The following is a 19,437-nucleotide window of genomic DNA, read 5'->3' on the forward strand; positions in this document are numbered from 1 at the left end:
TGCGATCAATCCCCGAGGCGGGCAGGGCGCGCCTCGCCACTGACGGAAGAACGGCTGAGATGGCGGAAGAGGATGGCCGAAGCCAGCTTTCGGTCATCGCTTTTGATGGCTTCGAGGATTGCCAGGTGGTCTCGCGCCGCCTTGCGTACGCCCGCTTCACTCAGTTCAGCAAATTCCGCATATTCCGTCATGCGCCGCAGGCTGTTTTGGCGGTGGATCGCCTGTTCGAGAAAGCGGTTGTTTGCCCAGGAAACCACGGTTTCGTGGAAGCGGGCATTTGCCTCAAACCAGGCCGATCCTTCAATCGATGCCAATGGGGCGTTAAGCAAAGCCGTCTGTTCACTTTCCAGCGCCAGCAGCATCTCCATGTCCGCCCGGAATGTATCTTCCATTACGGCGCCGCATTCGATGATGGCGCGGAAGGCGTAACTTTCATTGACCGCCTGACGGTTGTCTAGGCATTCGGCAAAACGCCAGCCGTGCCCGTCACGCCTTTCTGCAAGTCCTTCAGCAGACAGGCGCATGAGCGTGCGGCGCACGACGCCGCGTGACGTGCCGAAGTGCTCCAGCAATTCTGTTTCGGACGCTTCGCTGCCGATCAGACCGTTTGCTCTCGCATGCATAATCTGCCGGTACAGCACATCCATCCCAGATGGGGGCACAACTTCTTCAAAGCGATCATCGCCGGTTGGCACTCGCACCAACACAAAACCACGATTATCGGTTTGCGCTAGAAGACCCTTTTCAGAAAGGAATTGCAGTACCTGTCGAACTGGCGTACGCGAGATGCCGAATTCGCGGGCGAGAGCCGCATCCGAGATCTTCCCACCGATTGGCCACTTACCCGCACGGACAATCGGTATCAGTTTTCGAACAACTTCAATCTGTAAAGGACTAAGAGCGCCGTTCGCAACACTCTTTGAGCCTAGGATGCCACTTCTCATAGCCACTTATTACACGCCCAATCTATAGAATGATTTATGCGTCATCATAATACAAATCGACTGTCAATCTGAAGCGAATAATCGGTTGTAAGCCACTTTTCGTCGCCTTTACATTTCGCGAAAGCAGATAGTCGCTTGGAGGGTTAATTCTAATGCCGGACTGGACGCCATATCGACTTATACATAGATCAGGCAACTGAATGAAATGAGCGCGGTTATGGGGAGGTTTTATCACTCTCGTTAGCCGTCAACTACACCCAACTCGAAGTATGGCGTCAACGATGAACGGTAGCCGCAGGAATCGTGTGTTGCGAGCCCCCGCAACCAATATTCCAAAAACCCCTGGCATCAGCCGCGAAGGTTTCGCGGTATGGGCATGAGCACAATGCTCACACAAACGGGTCCTTAATTCGCCACAACGACGGGCCTCAGTCAGCAGCCAGATATTCAACCGAGCGAAATTCTTGACTGCGCAAGTGCGCCAGGTCTTCATCCAGTTGGCTAAGTCGCATCATATGTGCGGTGATCTGTAATGAGATGATGTGCCGGTCGTCTATAGAGAAACGTTCCCACCTCTTGAGATTGTCGATGACCTCAATGAGGTCGAGACGTTCTTGTTCAAGTTTCTCCAAATTCCAGATCATCGCAGCCGGCCTCCCGATTTGACTTGCGTGAAACGTAGCATGGCCGGATCGGTTCAAACCGATAAGATTTAGCGTAAATTTTATCTAAATTGTAAGTTGCTCCGAGCTGCGGTTGGCGTGCTTAAGCAAATCCAGGGGATCCGTCAGCTAGCCACCGCGCTTGGTCGCGAATAGTGTCGTCGTCGAACACATGGAACAGGCTTGTGCCGATCCAATGCCTCCAGCGAACACCCGCATCATCCGCGAAACCTTGCCGCGCGGCAACGGGAGCTCGAGGTGCGGCTGAAAGTGCTGCTTGGCACATGGATTCTCAACCAACTGTAAAAAGCCGGCGGATGGAATGGATGTGCAGATGCTGCTCCACTTACTGCGGTGTAAGCTGACGCAGATGGCGCTGCGTGATGCCGATCGTGCACTGCTTGGGGATTTGCTCAAAGGGGAAATCGTGGGTGAGGCTGGCTGATCTTTAGCTGGAGGGAGAAGGAGCGTGTCCGGTCGCGTCCGGGTCCTGGTCCTGGTCGGCATGTTCAGTCATTGTGGTGGCATTGCAACTGGCCAACAGGTGGCCCGTACTTGCCCACCCCTGTTTGTCGCTTCCCGCCTTCGGAAAAGGGACAAGAAAAAAGCCCGGCACAATGGCCGGGCTTTTGCTGTTGCTGTCCGGGTGAATCAGAATTTTACGCCGAGGCCGACGCGTATTGCATGCTGGTCGACATCTGCATTGATTGCAGCGCCGCCGAAATCGAAATCCTTGTCGCCGAAATCGGTGTAACGATACTCAACTCGTCCGAACACCATGTCGGTAAACGCGTAGTCGAGACCAACGCCGACGGTGTAGCCGTTGAACGTTTCCTTCACGTCGGCAATGCCCGGAACTTCCGCGTAGCCGCGAGCATAGGCCCAGCCTGCGGTACCATAGACCAGGGCACGGTCAAATGCGTAGCCGACGCGGCCACGAACCGAACCCTGCCAGTCAAACCCGTAGTCAAAGCCGGTGCCAAGGATAGTGGCGGAATCATCGCCCCAGTTCTTTTCGAAGTCTGCTTCGAGGCCAACGACCCAGCTGTTGCCAAGGTCGTAGTTGAAGCCGACGAAACCACCGGCAAGAGCGCCGTCGAAGTCTGCGGACGTTTCGCCGGGAAGGCCGACGATCGAAGCGTCATTGTTGTTCCAGCCGTAGCCGGCCTGTACACCGGCGGTAAATCCGGTCCAGCTGAACAGCGGCGCAACGTCTGCTGCCGGGGCTGCAGGAACTTCTGATACGGCATCGGCCGCCATTGCAGTCGATGCCGCAAGCACGAATGCGATAGTCGATACGATTTTCTTCATAGGCTCTGAACTCCCTTACATGAGAGATCATTCATATGCTTTTTTCCTGAAATATGATGTAACCTTTGTGCAACGCCCGCGACCTCAGCAGCTGTCTCCATAAATTTGAGGCTGCCCGGCTTCAGCGAGCGTCTCGTGCAATCACACTCTTTCGGGTGATTTTTCTGGGGCTGGCGGGCCACAGATACCTTCGCCCGGTGACGGCCGTCAGCCGAGCTGGCGCTCAATTGCGGCCTTGTCGATGACCGACCAGACCCTGCGGATTCTTGTCTGTTCGAAGTCGTAGAAAACATGCTCGCAGAACTGAACGCGCCGGCCATTGACTGGAAGACCCATGAAGGTGGATTTGGGAGTGCAATCGAATGAAAGCCGGGCGCCGATCCGGGTCACGTCGCTGACAAGGATCTCTGCCTGAAACCGAAGGTCTGGAATATCAGCAAAGTCCCTGACCAGCATGTCGCGATAGCCCGACAGGCCTAACGCCCGGCCGTTGTGTTCAACAGTATCGTCGACGAAAGTGCCGAGCTCATCGAAGGCCTGACGGTTGAGGCAGTCGAGATAAGCTAGGTAAATGACGTTAAGTGTATGCATGTGTTTGTCCCCTGTCGACGTGGCGAATGACGTCCTTGGCCCTTGGCTTTCTGGATCATGACGGTGCGGGTCAAGCTGTGATGAGATCGCACCTGCCATCATCCAGTCGGTACAACACATCCTGCGGAACGGGCAGTTCGAGCATCTCCAGCTTCGAAAGTCCGAGAAAAACACCCCGAAGAATCCGCCCGAACAGGCCATGGGAAATGGCGATCGTCGGATGCCGGAGATCCGAGATCCATGACGTCGCGCGCTTGCAGGCGTCATCAAAACTTTCGCCATCCGGTGCCCTGAAATACCAGTCGAATGCGTTGGATCCTTCAAGGCGCCCAGGAAATTCGGCATCAATCTCAAATCGCGTCATCCCGTCCCAGGATCCGGTGGTGACCTCAACGAGCCTGTCATCTTCGAAATACTGGAGCGTAACCTCGGCCAGGACCCGTTCTGCTGTCTGTCGCACGCGCCCTAGCGGACTGATTTGCATCCGGAAAGACTGCTCATCGTCGCAGAGAGCGTCACGGAGCAGGCGTGCGACTTGATCTGCCTGTTCGATACCGCGCGCGGTCAGCGGCGAATCCTGTTGCCCCTGAAACCGGCCAAGACAGTTCCAGACTGTTTCGCCGTGGCGCAGGAGATAGATTGTCGGGACAGCCACGCTTGCTTCACCTTTATGTTCGTAATCGATTGCCATCGCTCGTGGCATCAATACGGAAACGTGCCGATTGCAGCCCATTGATGACCGCCTGCAAGGCCTGCTCCCTGTCCTTGCCCGACAACGATAGTACATTGTGCTCGAAAGCCCCGAGATTGGCGAACTGGGCATGAAGATCGGCCACGACCAGCGGATCGCGGAGGCTGTCGCCGCCGCGAGCCTGACAGCGTTCGATTGCTTCTGTTACTGTCGTGCGCAGCACGATGTAGTGCAGCGGGCATGCAAGCGCCAGGAAGGCCGGGAGCCAGTCCGGTCGCACGACGCCATCGAGAATGACGAAATAACCCGCCTCGGCATAGCGACCTGCGACATCGGCGGCGATCTGCATGATCATGCGGTTTTGTTGAACGGATTCGGGAAGCCAGGGATCGATGCGGCCATGCTTGATGTATCCCCACAGATCATCGCTATGAAAATGAACCTTTGGCACGCCGCACAAGTGCGCAAGGGCTTCGGCGATTGTGGACTTGCCGGAGCCTGGGTGGCCGGAGAGAAGCAGGATATGGCCGCGAAGATCGTCTGTCATGGTCGTTCACTCACCCGGGGCAGGCATTCGGCGGCTGATAGTACGGTCACCGGCCAAAGTTGCCAGGCTGGCGTTTCTTGTCCTCGCCGGTAGACGGGTGAAAGAACCCGCCCTATCTGGCAAAGGTTGTCACCAGGTATGCGGACGCCAGAAGCAGGCTGACGATTGTGAAGAATATCAGGGCCGCCGCCAGTTCATCAAACATGCCTTCGCGTTCATTGCGATTCCAGTCGTAAGCCAAAGCCAACCTCCATCGTTGTTGTGAGAGGAGGGTGGTCGCGTATGGTTAACGAAAACCTAAAATCATTAAGCTGAATTTCGCCGGTACGAAGTGCCATTGACGGCGGGAAGATGGCACATGGCGTCAACCGGCGGGTTCGGAAAAGCTGACTCCGGTGTTGCTGTCGAGGACGATATGCAGGTCCCGGATCATGCCGGCTGCCTGCAGCAGGGCGTTTCGCACGTCGTCGTCGCTGCGCCATCCGTGTTCGATGGACAGGGCGACGGTGTGGATGTCGACGACACTGTCGCGACCGGGACCGGAGGGGATTCCGATCGTTTCGCGCATGTCGCGGATTGTCGTTACCGCCCGTTCAAGCATGCGGCGCTTCTGATAGTCGTCGAGGTTCTCGAGCCTGTTGGCGTCGCGGACGAGTTCGGCAATGAAACTGTTGGTCAGGGTCATGGTATAAGGTTGCCGGGTCGACCAGGCGGCGTCAACTGAGAACCGGCAGCGTGGGCTTCGGGCTGCGGTTTTAAGGTGTTGGCGTGATGCCAGTGCATCAGGGCCCAACGCGCGGCGAAATGGATTATACCGTTTATCATTGTGATGCTTATGATTATATATCATATAATTAAGTTGTTTTTCGGATGTAAAACATTAATACGATGGTAATGGCCGGTGTATCAATTTATCGGGCAATGATGATTAAACAATAGGCCCGTGAGACGAGGCAAATACCCTGGCTCCTGCCAGGTGCGATCCCACAGAGATTCCCGATCAGGATGATCTGGCGCGATCAAGTGTAAGACTTACCGATCGGGAAGCGTTTCCATGATTCTTCGGAAAACTTCCTGTACGGTAAGTCAAGCTATGGAGGTTGACGATGTTCAGGTCCGCGCGTGATTTCGGCGCTGCTATCAAGGAGAGACGCAAAGCACTTGGCTGGACGCAAACCGGTCTTGCTGCCCGTTCCGGAACGGGGGAACGCTTCATCGTCGAGCTTGAATCGGGCAAGCCGAGTTGCCAGCTCGAAAAAGCCCTGATCGTCGCACGCGCAGTTGGAATCGATCTTGGCGATCTCAAGACGGTCCAGACTGTGCAAGTCGCATCGGACGATGACCTCGGCTTTTTGCCGATGTTTGGTGCTGATCAATGACAAACATCTACTACGAGACCTTGCCTGTCGCCCATCTGACTTTTGAAGGCGAATGGCGGTTGGACTATGATCCGGGCTGGGAAGCACGCCGCCCGGCCTTTCCGGTGTCGCTTACCATGCCGCTGCGTTCCGGATCCGTAGGTGCAGCGAAGCTGCTTCCCTGGCTTGCCAATCTGCTTCCGGAAACCCATCTTGCCGAGATCGGTCAGCGCCTCAAGGTTTCCCCGCAAGATATTGTCGGTCTACTTGCTCATATAGGACGTGACACGGCGGGGGCACTGTCGATCGGGGAGCCGCGGAAAGCTGGCGTCAACCTCCTGCCGGTGCCGGACGAGCAGGCGCCGGAGCGTATTCTCAATGAACTTCCTGCCAAACCCTTTCTGGTCGGAGAGCGCGGTGTTTCTATGTCCCTGGCGGGCGTTCAAGAGAAGCTGCCGGATTTCAGTTCCGGTCGACGGGCTGATTTTGCTGATCAGAGCGCATATCGCGGCCGTCGATCGGATCCATACCGACGACACTCCGGTCGATGTTCTCGACCCTGGACGAGGAAAGACCAAGACCGGGAGGGTCTGGGCCTACGTCTTCGATGGGAGTGGCTATCAAGATCCCCGGCCCGGAGCGATCGCTTATTATTACAGCCCTGACCGCAAGGGGGTGCACCCGGCTGAACATCTTTCCAACTTCAGTGGCGTGATGCACGCGGACGGGTATGCTGGTTACAACAAGCTCTACGGCAATCAGATCATAGAGGCTGCCTGCATGGCGCATGTACGCCGCAAATTCCATGACGTGATCAAACTCAAGCCATCACCGATCGCGCAGGAAGCGCTGTCGCGCATTGGTGCTCTCTACGATATCGAGGATCGTATCTGTGGTATGTTGCCTGACGAGAGGCGGGATTTGCGCCAGCAGCATGCCAAACCCATCCTGGACGAGCTGAAAGAGTGGATCGAGGATGTCCAGACAACACTGCCACAGAAACAGAAGCTGGCGGAAGCGATGCGGTATGCGCTGTCACGATGGGCAGCATTGAGCGTCTATCTTGATGACGGCCGGGTTGAAATCGACAACAACATAGCTGAGCGTGCCATGCGACCACTGGGAATTGGCCGAAAGAACTGGTTATTTGCGGGCTCCGACAAGGGTGGTGAGCGCATCGCAAATATCCTGAGCATCATCGAAACCGCAAAGCTTCATGGCCACAATCCGGAAGCCTATCTGACCGATGTCCTGGCCCGGATCCAGGATCATCCCAAAGAGCGACTTGAAAATCCGCTGCCTTGGAACTGGACGCCGGCAAACGCTCGGTGCGAGGCTGCCTGATAGCACGCTCGAGGTTCATTTACACACTCAACCAAGTCGCCGGCATGATCGGCGAGAACCTCGAACTGATCGAAGAAGTGACGGCCAACTCGGACAACATCTCCGAAGGCGAACTGGTTTACGTCAGCGATGGCACTGAAGATGGCACGAAGGGTCTGACCGAAAACGGCATCAAAGAACTTCAAAGCCTACTTGCCGACATCAGGACGTGGGACGGCGGTATCCGCGAGTTCCTCATCGACACACAGTGCGATCCTGAAATAATCGACCGCATCATGGCCGATGAGATGAAGCGCGGCCTTTAGATTCCATCTCTCGAAACCCGAAAAATGCTTTCGCCGGACGCTCACAGTTTGAAGGGGTCAGATCACTTATGATCCCTGGTGGGAAGAAGAGGAGAATTCGATGAAGGCCTCGAAGTTTTCGGAAGCGCAGATCGCATTCGTGTGGAAGCAGGCAGAGGATGGCATGCCGATCGGCGAGGTCTGCCGCAAGGCAGGAATTTCGGACGCGACTTTTTACAATTGGCGCAAAAAATACGCGGGTTTGATGCCCTCGGAGATGAAGCGGCTGCGACAGCTTGAGGAAGAGAATGCCAAGCTGAAGCGGATTGTTGCCGACCTGCCGCTGGACAAGGCCATGCTGCAGGATGTGTTTTCAAAAAAGCTTTAAGGCCTGCCCGCAACCGCAAGCTTGTCGACACGATCAAGGCGGACTGGAAGGTTTCGATCCGGCGTGCATGCTCGGTGTTGAAAGTCGAACGGTCGCTCTATGTCTACAAGTCCACGCGTAGCGAGCAGGCCGAGTTGAAGCTGAAGATCAAGGACATCTGCCAGACGCGGCTACGCTACGGCTACAGGCGTGTGCATATCCTTATCAAGCGCGAAGGCTGGCCCGTGAACCCGAAGCGAATCTATCGTCTTTACAAGGAGATGGACCTCCAGCTCCGCAACAAGGTTCCCAAGCGCCGGGTCAAGGCGAAGCTGCGGGCTGACCGCACGGAGCCGACCCATTCCAACCATGTTTGGGCAATGGATTTCGTTCATGACCAACTGGCCTGTTGATTTGCACTGAGAGCTGACCCGGGATTGCGCGTCATCCTTGACCAGCGAACTCGCGAGGCGGCTCAATTCGGTATGTTGGTCGTAACGCGCCATGGCGACTGCGGGCGAAGGAGCGGCTATCATTTGACCACTAACGCTTACGGGATTGACATTTCATACCAAGACGAGCGTTTCGTTTGGGGCGGGACCTCTTTTTAGTCTGTGCGTTCACGAGAGTCCAAGTAAGCGCCGAGACACAATAGGGCGATGGCGATCACTGATATGAATATTCCCCAAGCGATATAGTAGTAAATAGCGTCTTCAATACCTATCAAGGTCGGCGATATATAAATCGCCATACCCAGCAGGCTGATTATCATCGATGTGGCAGCACGGACCCGACCTATTTCTTCATTTTTCGCCAAAATCAATATGCGACCATCGCAAATCGCTCTGCCCAGTGCGAACATGCCGCCGAGAAGCGCATACAGAGTCACAAGAAGCGGGACGCTTCTGGAAGTTGCAAATGCGACCATTACGATCCCAACCAAAGCCAGAATGACAAGCTCCCAACGGTGAGCAGTGAAAAGCTTTGTTTGAGCAGCCGCAGTCACAAGAATGGCTCCGCCTCCGATTGCCCACGCTGCCTCGAGAAGCCCATATATGTCGCTGCCTCGCCCGAGAGTGTCTTTGACGAACCCCGGTACGAGCACATTTGCCATCTGAGATGCGGAGAAAAACAGGCCAACGTTCAAGATGGTGAATGTTAGAGCCCGTTGACTCCGCATCGCCCGAAGTCCTCTTTTCCACCCTGCGATAACATCATGTGGGTTACGTGAGGGTTCATTTTGATAATCGGGGAAGAAGCGGTTGATGATGATGAATTGAATCGCCATCAGGATGACCATTATTAGGACCGACCATATGGTTGGAAAATAATGGAGCAAAACTCCGCCGAGTCCTGTGCCACTTAAAATACCTAACTGACGGCAGATTGAAACTCGGATCGAGAGTTTCATACGCCGCGACGCGTCTACAGCCAATTGCGTGATGCCGTCCAAAGCACCTGCGTTAAGAACCGTCCCCAGTGAAAATAGGGTGGCGTAAGCAAAGAGCCACGGGGCAGGGGTACTTACCAGCACCCCAACCGTCAAAGCGGCCACGCCCAAAAACCTTAAAGCTTGTCCTCGGCGAATGACGGACAGGCGGTTTTTGCTGTCAACGATCACCCCTGCGTAGATGGAGAAAATGAAAGAAGTCGCGCTGCTAACGAAGAACAACTGTCCGACCAGTGATATCGACCCTTCTACCGCCGCGACCCACGAGGTTACGACAAGGCTGAGTCCGATGGTCGCGAAAGACGCGAATGAGAAAGCCATAATTGCGGCTTCGATTTTCGCAAAATAACGCAGATGCTGAACAAGTCGGGTGGAACGCGTTTGCTTAGCCAAAGTCGCGCCTGTTTTAGAATTCAACAATTGATATTGTTTGCCGACCCACTGGTATCGGCAAACAACGATAGCGAAAAAATCGCCATTTTACTGTATCACATAACCGGTTTTCGCCGCGTCCGTCGATACACTACGAAGGTAGTTTCGAGTTTCTTCATGCCCCAAAATAGGATCCTGAAAAATGTCGCGTGCATGAAAGCCACTTGAATTGTTCAACACGATCATCCGTCGAGATTTTTGTTCGGCCGCATATCTAAAGGGGTTGCGAGCAATAGCAGCTTGGAAAGCCTTCAGGCGCGCGGTGTAATCGTCATCGGCGTTCTCTTTCCCTGCAAACTTCCCATTCATGAAGGTTATGATGCTTCCATCTTCATCCTCGCTGAATATGGCGGTTTTCACCTTGCGCTCGACGACAGAGCCAATTTTGGAGCCACTTTCGCCGTATATCGCAGGAGTGAGATCGAAGGTGAAATCATCATCGAAACCAATTCCTTCAACGTGCTCTTGAAGGTTGTCTATAGATGAGGCCGGAACCCAGTAAAAATTCCCGCAGTTCCGGTAATTGATGAATGTATTGTATATCGAAATGTATCGTGGAACACCTAACGTTTTGCCGTGGATGCGCCCATCTGAATGAAAGTCGAGAATATCGGTGGGAGAGATATGCAAGAGGCCTGCATCGTTAAGGGCCTTGTTGCTCTCATAGGATGCACTGAACATCGTAAAGGGAGTGTGGTTTTCGACGTCCTTAGAAGGCTCCATGAGTACCGTTGTAAGGGCGACGGATACCAACGCGCCCGCTATCGCGTCGTCAGTAAGATCGTCATAAATTGGCGGAACGTCGACAGCGGCAATTCCGCACATCTTGTCAGAGATACGCGCGTTAATTTCCGGAATTAGATCTGAAAAAGAAGCTGCAAACTCATCGGAAAAATGCTGCAGGGTCTGAGTGTCCTTTGTGTCGCCAAGAGATCTCAATTCGCCGTCAATCTCTAGAACTTCACGGCAAAAATGCCGCAATTGCTCACGGTCCAGAACAAAGGAAGGTGCTTCAGCATAAGCGGAATTATGTGACATCAGGAGCTGTCCTTATTCTACGCAACTATGTTGAAAGGAAAGACAGAGAGGGGCCGAAAACGGCCCCTCTCCTCACAATTAAACGGTATCGGTGCATTCCGGGCGCGTCAGGCTGGGCTTTACATCCTTCGCCAAACGCTTCATCGAGACTGTCAAAACGGGTTTGTCGTTCTTGCGATCATCGTTGGTTTGCATCGTATACTCCCTTGTGAGCAAAATCTCTTGCTCGGTTCGGTTTCTAAACAGCCAACCACTGGCTGCGGATTTATCCAACCCGAAGTTTAATTTTTAATCGAGTGCAGGATGTCGGGGGTGCCTTTTCGCCGTGTCGCGAGTTCTTGCGGCCATTTTGTGGCCATGAAAATAGCGTTAAGGGCGCCTTCTGCGTCGTGAGCATACAAGGTGATCAATCACGTGTGCGGCCTAACCAATGGTTATTTTGCTCCGGCGCAAACGCGAGCGCTTTCGCTTTTCCAGCACTGCCCGTCGCGCTTCATTTCGCCCAGTCGCGTGTGGGCGTGCGTTGATCCCGGCGTTTCATTCCACCAGCCGTCGGCGACGTCGCTGTCAATCTCGATGATGGCAAAGTAACCGTTTGCCTCCATCACGAAGCTGCCAGACTAGTTGCTATAGGGCCCCCAGTAGCAGGCACCATCTATTGCTTTGGTCCCGTCGACTTCTAGAACGCAGCCCTTCCGATTTGGAGGCGTTTGCTTCGTCGCAGGATAGTTGCTCGCCTTTTCCGTCTTTGAAGCAGGTTTGTTGAAACATGCCTGAAACTGGGAGAAAGGCGCTACGGCATTGGCAAGGCTAATGGTAACCGTCTTGCCATCAAGGTCGGCGATTTCTAGTTTTTTGCCTTTCTTGCCTTCATCGAGGATTTGCGGTGAGATTTCGTAGAAGCCGTGCCAGCCGAAATAGTCTTCTAGATCGCCATTGGACATTTGGGCCGTCTTGTCGTCGACCTGCCAAGACGCGCGAACAGTGCCGTCAAAGTTTCCATTCTCAACAAACGCAACGAAATCCTTGCCCGGTGCACCCATGAAGCCAACCTGTTTCGATTCCACAAAACACGTATCGCCCCAATCCTCCTCGCGTTGTTCAAAGGTCCAAGGTGATGTTGAGGCGGCGGTGGCAGCGACTGACTTCACTGGTGGGTTTTGAAGCATCACACTGCGGTTTGCAGGCATTTGTGCGGCTGTTCTGGCATCATCACCTGACGGTTGCGCGAATGGCGACGTGGACGAAGCCTGAGGGGCCTTGAACAGTGATTGGCCAAGCCCGGTTAAGGTGGATATGCAGGTATCGAAGCCAGTCCCGAGCGCTATCGCTTCCGTATAGGTCGTCACCGGCACGCGCCATGGTGGCTCATTTCCTTGGAAAGTGATTACCAATTGCGCTGGCTTGTTTGTCTGTTCCCAGAATGGTGGTGACCTTGAAACCACCTCCATCTTCCGCAACGCCCTCAGGAATTTCCCGGTAGAGTTCATCGCCGTTGACCACCTTCGAAATGAACTGAATGTTACCTGCCCATTCGGTGCCAATCCTGACATTCGTTGTCTGGCCAGCCGGAAGGTTCCAGTTCTGTTTGGTGAGGCGCAGCCGTGCGACGATTTTGTCGATGCCGATCAGCGTGTGTTTCGGCGTGGAATATTGACCCCTCGGAAGGCGGATCATCATGCTCGAGCGCTATATTGCGAACACATCGGGACCATGGAGAGGAGCAGTCTTCTTCCTAGCCATGTTCCGGGGGTGAACTCGAATTTTGTTTAAATATGTATTTTGTTATTCAAATACAGATAATTGAGATTGTTTATAAAAGTATTTTGTGAGGCTTATGGCATTTTCGCCGCTGCTGAAGTAGCGCACTCTTGCTACAGGAAACTTGTCGCGCGCGGAATGTCCGCGTCGAGATCCCGATCGATAACGTTATAGTCGTTCTCTGAAAATTCGGCGTTATTTTCTGTTTGCCTGCTGATCCACAGTATGCACTGTGAAATATCGTCGGTTTCGACAACAGGCTCTTGCCTGTCAGGCCCGACCCACATCAACACGTACCGCAATGATAATGCTCCAGCTTGATTACACGGCAAATTTAATATCGAGCTTACCCCAGGTTTGCGTACCCCAATTGGGGTATGTCTGGCTGATCAGGTTCGGGTTTGCTGCAGGACGCTTACTGATGTCGTTAGGTGACGATAAGACGGATCAGAAATGCAACGAGTATCTTGCCGGGGATTGAGCGCGCACATCGGTCCGGACCGTCGTAGAAGCCCCGTTGCGCCTAGAGCGTGCCACATGCTCCAGGTTGATGGCTTCGGGAGGTTGATGAGAAACGGGCGGCTTCCAGCTCGACAAGTGTGTCTTTTCAAGTACGCACGAAAACAACTTCTGGATCTGGTGCTGTATTCTGGCTATACAAATATACTTTGGTGGGTGAGGGGGAAAATGCCGGTTGATATCGCGGTTTTTCATAATCTGCTGAATCGGTTCCAGGATGCAGCGCTGGAGCCCTCGCGTTGGCCCTCGCTTCTGGAGCAGATTGCTGAGGCAACTGGCGCCGGCGGCATCAATGTCATGGCACCGGCAAGCTCCGGCTCGGTCGGAGGTGTTCTTTTCACCGAGAGTTTATCCTCGATCATGGAAGCCTATATCAACGACGGCTGGAACACGCGAGACCACCGGGCGAAATTCATACCGTTGATGAAGCGTAATGGAGTTGTCCTCGAGGAGGATTTCGTCCGTAAAGGTGATCTGGATAATCTCGAATACTATAAATTCATGGCGAAGCATGGATTCCAGCATACAGCAGTCGTCAATTTTTCCTCAGGTGAGGACGATCTGTTTTTCGTTCTGCAACGCAGGCTCGGCGATGGCGGGTTTGGGAACGATGACCGGGTTCACCTCGCTAATCTCAGAACCCACCTTCAGATGTCCGCACGGATCATGGCACTGTTTTCGGCTGGCGACATGAGAGGACGACTGGCCGCGTTTGAGCGTGCAGATGTTGCGTGCGTTTTCTTTGACCATCGTGGTCATGTGGTAGCGGCTAACCAGAAGGCGGATTCGCTTCTCACCGGGGATGTCAGAATAGCGCATGGAAAAATCAGGGCAGCGTCGTCACGGGAGACAGTGGTCTTTGAGACGATGCTGAACAAGGTCATTCGATCGAATGATCTGGCTCACGGCGAAGTCGTGACGTTGACCCGTGGTGAGAAGAGGCCGTTGCTTGCGCGGATCGAAAGGGCTGGGCCAAATTTGCGTGACGTTTTCGCCAGGTCGTACGCGATGGTGCTGTTCGAAGATGTGAGTGATAAACGTTTCATTTCATATGACGTGCTTCATCATCTGTTTGGGCTGACGCCGTCTGAATGTAAAATTGCGGCACTTCTTGCCGACGGTGCCGACCTGAGAACCGTCGCCGGTCATTGTGGAATTCAATATGAAACGGTTCGTACCCACATTCGGTCAATCCTTCGTAAAACCGGGACCGACCGACAGGCGGAGCTATGTGTCCTGCTTGCTGGCATTCGGCTAGGCTGACACGCAAGGCTACCCCAATATACGGTGCTCGGCCGCATGATGCTGATGCCTGGTTTTTTGCATCGTGCAAAAGTCATTCCAGATCCTGCTTATAGGCCCGTAGCCCCGGATCGCTCAGGCATTGTTGCACGAGCCGCAGGCTTTCGGTGTAGAGAGCCACACCCGCTTTTGCTGTGCCGCAAATGCCGATTGCATTCCGGGCACGTGTTGCAAACGGATGGATCTTCTCACTCATATACGTGTCCGAGCAGATGTCCTTGCCAAGTACCGCGTGTTCGCTTGCGGCGAAAGCAATCAGGGTTACGGCGCTGGTTCGGATGAATTTTTTAAATTGCATGTTTGAAGTCCCCAAGCTGAATTTTCGCATCTGGGAAGCTTGCGTATTGTCCGCGTCCTGGATGTGAGCGGTTAGAGACAAACAAAAAGACGGAGCTGTCGCATTCTCCAATTAGGGTACGATTATGGTGCCCGTTTATGATGGTGTCTGGCGCATCGTCAGCGCATCGGGCGAGGGATATAGCCTTGCGCTGAGGAATGATTCATCCGTTCAGCGAGAGGTTAGAATGAACTGGCGTGTAACTTTTCTTATCCTTATGTCATCACTTTCCGTGTTTCCTTTTTCCGGACAGGCCCATGCACGGTGTGAACTGGCCCCGGCTAACGGTGGCCGATCTTACGGGTGCGGCGGTGGCTCTGCGCAACGACAATCATCTGGAGCTGATGCAGCCGCATTGCTGGGGCTCGGCATTGCTATACTGAACGCTCTACCGGAACCCGAGGACAGACCTGTACAGACATTTCGTCCACGCTCGTCGGATAATATCGATCGGATGAGCCGGGCATTTGGCAGAGCAGGCGCAATTGCCAACGCTGCAAGTACGCCCGATCCCAGACCGTCGGTTCAGAGGCCGATTAAGAATGGCCAGGCACCTTACGCGAATGATGATTGCGTAGCATTTAAACAGCGCAGTCGGGGCAGGATCGATTGGGACTACGTTGACGTCATCAACAAGTGCAATATCCCCGTACAAGTCGTCATGTGCTACTATATGCTCGGAGATGAGCGAAAATGTGCCGGAAAATCAGCTTGGGGTACGACATCAACAATCGGTTCTCGTGGGAAAACCGTAAGCGTCTCGGACACCCGTTCGCACCCATACAAAGTAAAGTACTTTGTATGTGACATGAGCGGTGTGCGCAACAACAGCAAACTGTGCTTGCGACCCACGGTGTGATGTATCATGGGCAGCGGTTTCTGTACGAGGAGCCGCTGACTGTATTTGATTATGTAATTCAAATTTTTGTATTGAGATATACTACTTAATACTCGGTACGGTTCTTTCTTTTGCACCGGCTCCCGGCGGCTGAGTTATTCTGCCACTTTTTCCAACACGGCTCGAAAAATTTGGAGCCTATCATCACGCTACAGTCCGCGAGCCCGTCATTATCACCAAGAACGGTCGGCGTCGCACCGTTGTGATTGCCTATGAGGACGATATGCGCCTCGCCAAGCGTGATCGCCGAGTCGAACTTTCGACGACGCTCGGCGACGATGACCTCGCCGCCACTGAAGCATCGCAGATGGAGCCGGGTCTGGAACATCTCAACGCCGAACTGTTGACGGACATGCATTCTGCCGACTGAACCAAAGGTCGGCGGGCTGTTCAGATATTCGCACCTTTGGCATTGGCACGTCGGACTTAGCGGGCAGCGTAGGCTCTCTATTTCCCGCGGGGAATGTTCGACGGATCGAGCAACTCCGCGTATGCTGGATGGACCGATCTTCTGAAGATGTTCAATCAACTCCCACCTTTTGGGGGTAAAGTCATTTTCCTTATAACGGCTTTATATGTGTCGGCTGCCGGATTGCCGCCAGCGGCGGTCTCCGGCGGCGATTGGCTCAGTCAGGTTGCCGTTGCTTATCTGGTGCGGGATGTTTGTTGCTGCAGTTGATGTGGTTTGAGCGTCCGTGCACTCAGTACGATCCTTTCTTTGGCGCTGGCTTCCGGCGGCTAAGTTATGCCGCTACCTTTTCCGGCATGGCTCAAATCACCGACTTGCGATTTATTTAAATGCTATTATATTGGCAGTAATGTCATTTATTTGTATTTGGGTGATAATATGTTAGCATTTAGGATGGCATCCCCGGTGGAAGTTATCAGAGGTTTGGCGGACAGAATGAAGCGCCGACGGATTGAGCATGGATTGACCCAGCGTGAACTGGCTTCGAGATCGAATGTGTCCTACGGATCGTTGAGGCTATTTGAAGAAACCGGGAAAATTTCGCTCGAGAGCCTTGTGAAAATTGCGTTTGCCCTTGAGGCGGAGGCGGAGTTCGAACGCTTGTTTCCAGGTCGGCCGCCGCAGAATATCGATGATGTCATTGATCGTCCTCTCAAGCAGCGTGTGCGCAGGAAATGAAGTTCAAGCCAATCCAGCAGATTAAGGTTTATCTGAATCTCGAAGGGAACGAGAGGAAACTCGGTACCCTCGCCTGGAGTGGCAAGGAACGGAGGGCTTACTTCGAGTACGCGGCGGAGTTTCTGACATCGCCCCTTTTGATTTCTCCATTCCATATGATGGCGGCCACGGGGTTGATTGCGGCGCCTCGCGATCCGTTCGACGGGCTCCATGGGCTATTCAACGACAGCCTGCCTGACGGGTGGGGTCGTCTGTTGCTGGACCGCCGTCTACAGCGAGCGGGCATTGATTACACCCGGCTCACGCCGGTTGACCGTCTCTCGGCGGTGGGCAGAACGGGAATGGGGGCACTCTCATACATTCCGGAATTGCCAGACGATCAGAAACAACAGGCCGTCACTGATCTCGATTGGTTCGCTGATCAGGTGGAGTTGGTACAGACGGAGATGGACATCGCCGACATCGATCGTTTGCAGGGCGCACAGGGCGGATCCGCGGGTGCACGTCCGAAGATTATGATCGGCTTCAACCAAGTGGAAAATACCTGTGTTCTGGACTACGGCCAGCCGTTGGGCGCGGGGTTTGAAAGGTGGATGGTCAAGGCACCTAGTTCCGATGATCCGCGGGAGATTGGCGCTGAAGAAAGAGCCTATGCGCTTATGGCGGTAGCTGCAGGACTGACGATGGCTGACACGCAGCTGTTGGAGACCCGGAAAGGAAGGCGGCTTTTCGCGACGAAACGTTTTGACAGGACACCTACCGGCAGGCTCCACATGCACACGGCAAGCGGCCTGTTGAATGCCAGCCATCGTGAGGCGAGTGTGAACTATGAGCAACTTCACAAGCTGACCCATATGATGACCCGCGACGCTGCGGAAGTCCTCAAGATGTTTCGAAATATGGTGTTCAATGTCTATGCCAGAAATCGCGACGACCATGCTAAAAACCATGCATTTCTTATGGACGGGAATGGTAGGTGGTCTCTGGCACCCGCATACGATCTTACGTTTTCGTCCGGGCCAGGCGGTGAGCACAGCGCTGCAATAGCCGGGGAAGGTAGAACCCCCGGCATGTCTCACCTTTTGGCGGTCTCCAAAGCGGCTTCGATCCCGGATCAATATGCCAGGGAGGTTATAGAGCAGGTTCGAGAGGCCGTAGATCGGTGGCCCCAGTTTGCGGAAGAAGTTCGGCTATCCAGATCCCGTACTGCTGAACTCGACAAATTCCTGAATGGTAATCGGCTGGCTGATCGGCAATTTTAGTGGCCCTTGGCGGCGCTCATCGGTTTAGGTGAACGTCAAGCCGACCCTTACACGCCTTTTATGATGTCGCAGATACCCTTGCGGATGACGTCCTTGTCGGCGATCTGTCCTGCCTGAATGTTGAAAACAGCATCGATCCGGACAGCGGCGCCTTTCTGGCGGGCGACAACGCGCAGCGTCTGAATCCTGCCACTTCCGCTGGTTTCCTGGTGGGCATCGATTGACGACAGTGCCTTGTTGATCTGGATACCTGAAAAACCTTCTGCTGCGACGGCCTGGGCGAGCTTTTGAAGGACAGCGGGTGCTTTGGCTTTCGGCAGTTCCTGAAAGGATTTGTAAGAGACAGCCGTGACCATGGGCACACCTGAGACGGTGAAGTTTTTCTCGCACGATGCTGCGAAGGCCGGGCTGGAGACGGTGATCAGACCGAGAATTGCGATGGCATGTTTCATATTGCGTAATCCGGTTGTTGGTGAAGGTTTTCAGCTGTTGGCCGCATCAGAATGTCGACCGTTTTCCTCTGTAGGTTGATGGCGGTGGTAATGCTTCATGAGCTTGCGCAAGCGTTTCCAGCCATGTTGCTAGGCCATCTGGAACTGTATCGTTACCGGCTTCCAGCGCCTCGATCCATGAGAGTTCACATTGCAAGGCAGAGGCAATATTGATCGGCGTCCAGCGGATCACCCGGAGGCATTCATTAAAGCGTTCTGGCGACATGATGATTTGTTATGTTCCCCGTATTTTCCCGCAGAGGTTCCCTCACGCAGCCGCGATAGTCAATCATCTTGTACAACTTTTGATAGGCTGAACGATCCGTATTTACCTGTCATTCGATTGCGATGAGGGTACACGCGCTGCATGGTGCTCAGGCAGAATATTATACCTACATAATCTCTATTAATACATATATTTGTATATTTATACTTGTCGATGGGAATGGATTTTCCTTTGGTGAGGGTGAGTGGGTGGTTTGGTTAGGATCAGATCAACGGCTGGAGGGTGTCGGTAAAACATATAATTTACTCAGCCAGACACGCAAAACATATAAATAAGCATAAACCAACCGCATTAAGTGGATTTGATTGGTAAAGCTCGTCTGTTTGTGCGCAGATAATTTTGGACCGCTATAACCATGTGATTTTATATAGGTTTTTACAGTGAGGTGGGTTTATTTATATGGGAAGCGGGAAGG

The 19,437-nt window shown here is 53.7% G+C and carries 24 protein-coding genes and 3 pseudogenes; 11 read left to right on the forward strand and 16 right to left on the reverse strand.

All coding sequences use genetic code 11. From position 1 onward, the window contains the following. Positions 1–5 precede the first annotated feature (5 nt). Together J5276_RS24360 and J5276_RS24365 are read right to left on the reverse strand one after the other, a co-directional pair. The gene (locus J5276_RS24360) at positions 6–944 is read right to left on the reverse strand and encodes a GntR family transcriptional regulator (RefSeq protein ID WP_065659436.1); all 939 of its coding nucleotides are present in this window, start codon (positions 942–944) and stop codon (positions 6–8) included. 428 nt (positions 945–1,372) lie between these two features. Beyond that, on the reverse strand, positions 1,373–1,588 hold the full coding sequence (locus tag J5276_RS24365; protein ID WP_065659437.1) for a hypothetical protein: 216 nt from the start codon (positions 1,586–1,588) through the stop codon (positions 1,373–1,375). A gap of 340 nt (positions 1,589–1,928) precedes the next feature. Between J5276_RS24365 and J5276_RS30480 the strand changes: the two genes are divergently transcribed. Then, a complete protein-coding gene (locus J5276_RS30480) occupies positions 1,929–2,051 on the forward strand; it encodes a hypothetical protein (protein WP_255610344.1) in 123 nt (40 codons plus the stop codon). Positions 2,052–2,257: 206 nt separating this feature from the next. On the opposite strand, the gene J5276_RS24370 is transcribed toward J5276_RS30480, so the two are convergent. The 6 genes from J5276_RS24370 to J5276_RS24390 all read right to left on the reverse strand — a co-directional run bounded on the left by J5276_RS24370 (position 2,258) and on the right by J5276_RS24390 (position 5,431). Then, positions 2,258–2,917, reverse strand: a complete 660-nt coding sequence (locus tag J5276_RS24370; protein ID WP_112154998.1) for an outer membrane protein — start codon at positions 2,915–2,917, stop codon at positions 2,258–2,260. 207 nt (positions 2,918–3,124) lie between these two features. Then, the gene (locus J5276_RS24375; RefSeq protein WP_112401889.1) at positions 3,125–3,508 is read right to left on the reverse strand and encodes an ester cyclase; all 384 of its coding nucleotides are present in this window, start codon (positions 3,506–3,508) and stop codon (positions 3,125–3,127) included. Positions 3,509–3,578: 70 nt separating this feature from the next. Beyond that, a complete protein-coding gene (locus J5276_RS24380) occupies positions 3,579–4,199 on the reverse strand; it encodes a histidine phosphatase family protein (protein ID WP_112401890.1) in 621 nt (206 codons plus the stop codon). Then, entirely contained in the window at positions 4,177–4,746 is a 570-nt protein-coding gene (locus J5276_RS24385; protein WP_174012490.1) for an AAA family ATPase, read from the reverse strand. The genes J5276_RS24380 and J5276_RS24385 overlap by 23 nt, the downstream gene beginning before the upstream one ends. A 112-nt stretch (positions 4,747–4,858) precedes the next feature. Next, on the reverse strand, positions 4,859–4,987 hold the full coding sequence (locus J5276_RS30485) for a hypothetical protein (RefSeq protein WP_003518932.1): 129 nt from the start codon (positions 4,985–4,987) through the stop codon (positions 4,859–4,861). 123 nt (positions 4,988–5,110) lie between these two features. Beyond that, complete coding sequence (locus J5276_RS24390) at positions 5,111–5,431, reverse strand: hypothetical protein (RefSeq protein WP_112154995.1); 321 nt, start codon at positions 5,429–5,431, stop codon at positions 5,111–5,113. Positions 5,432–5,852: 421 nt separating this feature from the next. Between J5276_RS24390 and J5276_RS24395 the strand changes: the two genes are divergently transcribed. The 5 genes and pseudogenes from J5276_RS24395 to J5276_RS30495 all read left to right on the forward strand — a co-directional run. Beyond that, positions 5,853–6,125, forward strand: coding sequence for a helix-turn-helix domain-containing protein (locus J5276_RS24395; protein WP_013762465.1), 273 nt, complete (start codon positions 5,853–5,855; stop codon positions 6,123–6,125). Continuing rightward, positions 6,122–6,400: pseudogene (locus J5276_RS30490) on the forward strand (HipA N-terminal domain-containing protein); the annotation flags it as partial. The gene J5276_RS24395 and the pseudogene J5276_RS30490, both read left to right, overlap by 4 nt. Positions 6,401–6,587: 187 nt before the next feature. Continuing rightward, positions 6,588–7,448: pseudogene (locus J5276_RS24405) on the forward strand (IS66 family transposase); the annotation flags it as partial. Beyond that, complete coding sequence (locus J5276_RS30830; RefSeq protein ID WP_035209878.1) at positions 7,448–7,753, forward strand: hypothetical protein; 306 nt, start codon at positions 7,448–7,450, stop codon at positions 7,751–7,753. The pseudogene J5276_RS24405 and the gene J5276_RS30830, both read left to right, overlap by 1 nt. A 100-nt stretch (positions 7,754–7,853) precedes the next feature. Further along, positions 7,854–8,506 (forward strand): annotated as a pseudogene (locus J5276_RS30495) (transposase); the annotation flags it as partial. Between the two features lie 200 nt (positions 8,507–8,706). Here J5276_RS30495 and J5276_RS24425 read toward each other — a convergent pair. From J5276_RS24425 to J5276_RS24445, 5 genes are all read right to left on the reverse strand, one after another. Next, entirely contained in the window at positions 8,707–9,942 is a 1,236-nt protein-coding gene (locus J5276_RS24425) for an MFS transporter (RefSeq protein WP_162647878.1), read from the reverse strand. Between the two features lie 87 nt (positions 9,943–10,029). Next, the gene (locus tag J5276_RS24430) at positions 10,030–11,019 is read right to left on the reverse strand and encodes a hypothetical protein (protein ID WP_112651467.1); all 990 of its coding nucleotides are present in this window, start codon (positions 11,017–11,019) and stop codon (positions 10,030–10,032) included. Positions 11,020–11,453: 434 nt separating this feature from the next. Beyond that, positions 11,454–11,624 carry a hypothetical protein gene (locus tag J5276_RS24435; protein ID WP_174048405.1) on the reverse strand — a complete coding sequence of 57 codons (171 nt, stop codon included), beginning with the start codon at positions 11,622–11,624 and terminating at the stop codon, positions 11,454–11,456. 15 nt (positions 11,625–11,639) lie between these two features. After that, the gene (locus J5276_RS24440; RefSeq protein WP_174012492.1) at positions 11,640–12,368 is read right to left on the reverse strand and encodes a hypothetical protein; all 729 of its coding nucleotides are present in this window, start codon (positions 12,366–12,368) and stop codon (positions 11,640–11,642) included. A 19-nt stretch (positions 12,369–12,387) separates the two neighbouring features. Continuing rightward, positions 12,388–12,699 carry a hypothetical protein gene (locus J5276_RS24445; protein ID WP_174012494.1) on the reverse strand — a complete coding sequence of 104 codons (312 nt, stop codon included), beginning with the start codon at positions 12,697–12,699 and terminating at the stop codon, positions 12,388–12,390. A 768-nt stretch (positions 12,700–13,467) separates the two neighbouring features. Here J5276_RS24445 and J5276_RS24450 point away from each other — a divergent pair. Then, positions 13,468–14,562: a helix-turn-helix transcriptional regulator gene (locus J5276_RS24450; protein WP_112154988.1), complete on the forward strand. Its 1,095-nt coding sequence runs from the start codon at positions 13,468–13,470 to the stop codon at positions 14,560–14,562. A 73-nt stretch (positions 14,563–14,635) separates the two neighbouring features. Here J5276_RS24450 and J5276_RS24455 read toward each other — a convergent pair whose 3' ends face one another. Then, complete coding sequence (locus J5276_RS24455; RefSeq protein ID WP_162706845.1) at positions 14,636–14,929, reverse strand: hypothetical protein; 294 nt, start codon at positions 14,927–14,929, stop codon at positions 14,636–14,638. Positions 14,930–15,195: 266 nt separating this feature from the next. Between J5276_RS24455 and J5276_RS30500 the strand changes: the two genes are divergently transcribed. From J5276_RS30500 to J5276_RS24470, 4 genes are all read left to right on the forward strand, one after another. Then, the gene (locus J5276_RS30500; RefSeq protein WP_255610345.1) at positions 15,196–15,321 is read left to right on the forward strand and encodes a hypothetical protein; all 126 of its coding nucleotides are present in this window, start codon (positions 15,196–15,198) and stop codon (positions 15,319–15,321) included. Between the two features lie 612 nt (positions 15,322–15,933). After that, positions 15,934–16,206, forward strand: coding sequence for a type II toxin-antitoxin system Phd/YefM family antitoxin (locus tag J5276_RS24460; RefSeq protein WP_174012496.1), 273 nt, complete (start codon positions 15,934–15,936; stop codon positions 16,204–16,206). Positions 16,207–16,710: 504 nt separating this feature from the next. Then, a complete protein-coding gene (locus tag J5276_RS24465) occupies positions 16,711–16,983 on the forward strand; it encodes a helix-turn-helix domain-containing protein (protein ID WP_236735824.1) in 273 nt (90 codons plus the stop codon). Further along, positions 16,980–18,245: a type II toxin-antitoxin system HipA family toxin gene (locus J5276_RS24470; protein WP_013762472.1), complete on the forward strand. Its 1,266-nt coding sequence runs from the start codon at positions 16,980–16,982 to the stop codon at positions 18,243–18,245. Before J5276_RS24465 ends, J5276_RS24470 begins: the two co-directional genes overlap by 4 nt. 47 nt (positions 18,246–18,292) lie before the next feature. Here J5276_RS24470 and J5276_RS24475 read toward each other — a convergent pair whose 3' ends face one another. Together J5276_RS24475 and J5276_RS24480 are read right to left on the reverse strand one after the other, a co-directional pair. After that, complete coding sequence (locus J5276_RS24475; RefSeq protein WP_003518904.1) at positions 18,293–18,697, reverse strand: hypothetical protein; 405 nt, start codon at positions 18,695–18,697, stop codon at positions 18,293–18,295. Between the two features lie 46 nt (positions 18,698–18,743). Then, positions 18,744–18,962, reverse strand: coding sequence for a hypothetical protein (locus tag J5276_RS24480; protein WP_038493340.1), 219 nt, complete (start codon positions 18,960–18,962; stop codon positions 18,744–18,746). Between the last annotated feature and the right edge of the window lie 475 nt (positions 18,963–19,437).

The organism is Agrobacterium sp. S7/73, assembly GCF_019355535.1.
Lineage (GTDB): Bacteria > Pseudomonadota > Alphaproteobacteria > Rhizobiales > Rhizobiaceae > Agrobacterium > Agrobacterium tumefaciens.

Excerpts from the sequence above, each read along its gene's own strand:
- J5276_RS24360 (WP_065659436.1), bottom strand. The coding sequence starts at position 944 with ATGAGAAGTGGCATCCTAGGCTCAAAGAGTGTTGCGAACGGCGCTCTT.
- J5276_RS24365 (WP_065659437.1), bottom strand. The coding sequence starts at position 1,588 with ATGATCTGGAATTTGGAGAAACTTGAACAAGAACGTCTCGACCTCATT.
- J5276_RS30480 (WP_255610344.1), top strand. The coding sequence starts at position 1,929 with ATGGATGTGCAGATGCTGCTCCACTTACTGCGGTGTAAGCTGACGCAG.
- J5276_RS24370 (WP_112154998.1), bottom strand. The coding sequence starts at position 2,917 with ATGAAGAAAATCGTATCGACTATCGCATTCGTGCTTGCGGCATCGACT.
- J5276_RS24375 (WP_112401889.1), bottom strand. The coding sequence starts at position 3,508 with ATGCATACACTTAACGTCATTTACCTAGCTTATCTCGACTGCCTCAAC.
- J5276_RS24380 (WP_112401890.1), bottom strand. The coding sequence starts at position 4,199 with ATGGCAATCGATTACGAACATAAAGGTGAAGCAAGCGTGGCTGTCCCG.
- J5276_RS24385 (WP_174012490.1), bottom strand. The coding sequence starts at position 4,746 with ATGACAGACGATCTTCGCGGCCATATCCTGCTTCTCTCCGGCCACCCA.
- J5276_RS24390 (WP_112154995.1), bottom strand. The coding sequence starts at position 5,431 with ATGACCCTGACCAACAGTTTCATTGCCGAACTCGTCCGCGACGCCAAC.
- J5276_RS24395 (WP_013762465.1), top strand. The coding sequence starts at position 5,853 with ATGTTCAGGTCCGCGCGTGATTTCGGCGCTGCTATCAAGGAGAGACGC.
- J5276_RS24430 (WP_112651467.1), bottom strand. The coding sequence starts at position 11,019 with ATGTCACATAATTCCGCTTATGCTGAAGCACCTTCCTTTGTTCTGGAC.
- J5276_RS24435 (WP_174048405.1), bottom strand. The coding sequence starts at position 11,624 with ATGGAGGCAAACGGTTACTTTGCCATCATCGAGATTGACAGCGACGTC.
- J5276_RS24445 (WP_174012494.1), bottom strand. The coding sequence starts at position 12,699 with ATGATGATCCGCCTTCCGAGGGGTCAATATTCCACGCCGAAACACACG.
- J5276_RS24450 (WP_112154988.1), top strand. The coding sequence starts at position 13,468 with ATGCCGGTTGATATCGCGGTTTTTCATAATCTGCTGAATCGGTTCCAG.
- J5276_RS24455 (WP_162706845.1), bottom strand. The coding sequence starts at position 14,929 with ATGCGAAAATTCAGCTTGGGGACTTCAAACATGCAATTTAAAAAATTC.
- J5276_RS30500 (WP_255610345.1), top strand. The coding sequence starts at position 15,196 with ATGCACGGTGTGAACTGGCCCCGGCTAACGGTGGCCGATCTTACGGGT.
- J5276_RS24470 (WP_013762472.1), top strand. The coding sequence starts at position 16,980 with ATGAAGTTCAAGCCAATCCAGCAGATTAAGGTTTATCTGAATCTCGAA.
- J5276_RS24475 (WP_003518904.1), bottom strand. The coding sequence starts at position 18,697 with ATGAAACATGCCATCGCAATTCTCGGTCTGATCACCGTCTCCAGCCCG.
- J5276_RS24480 (WP_038493340.1), bottom strand. The coding sequence starts at position 18,962 with ATGTCGCCAGAACGCTTTAATGAATGCCTCCGGGTGATCCGCTGGACG.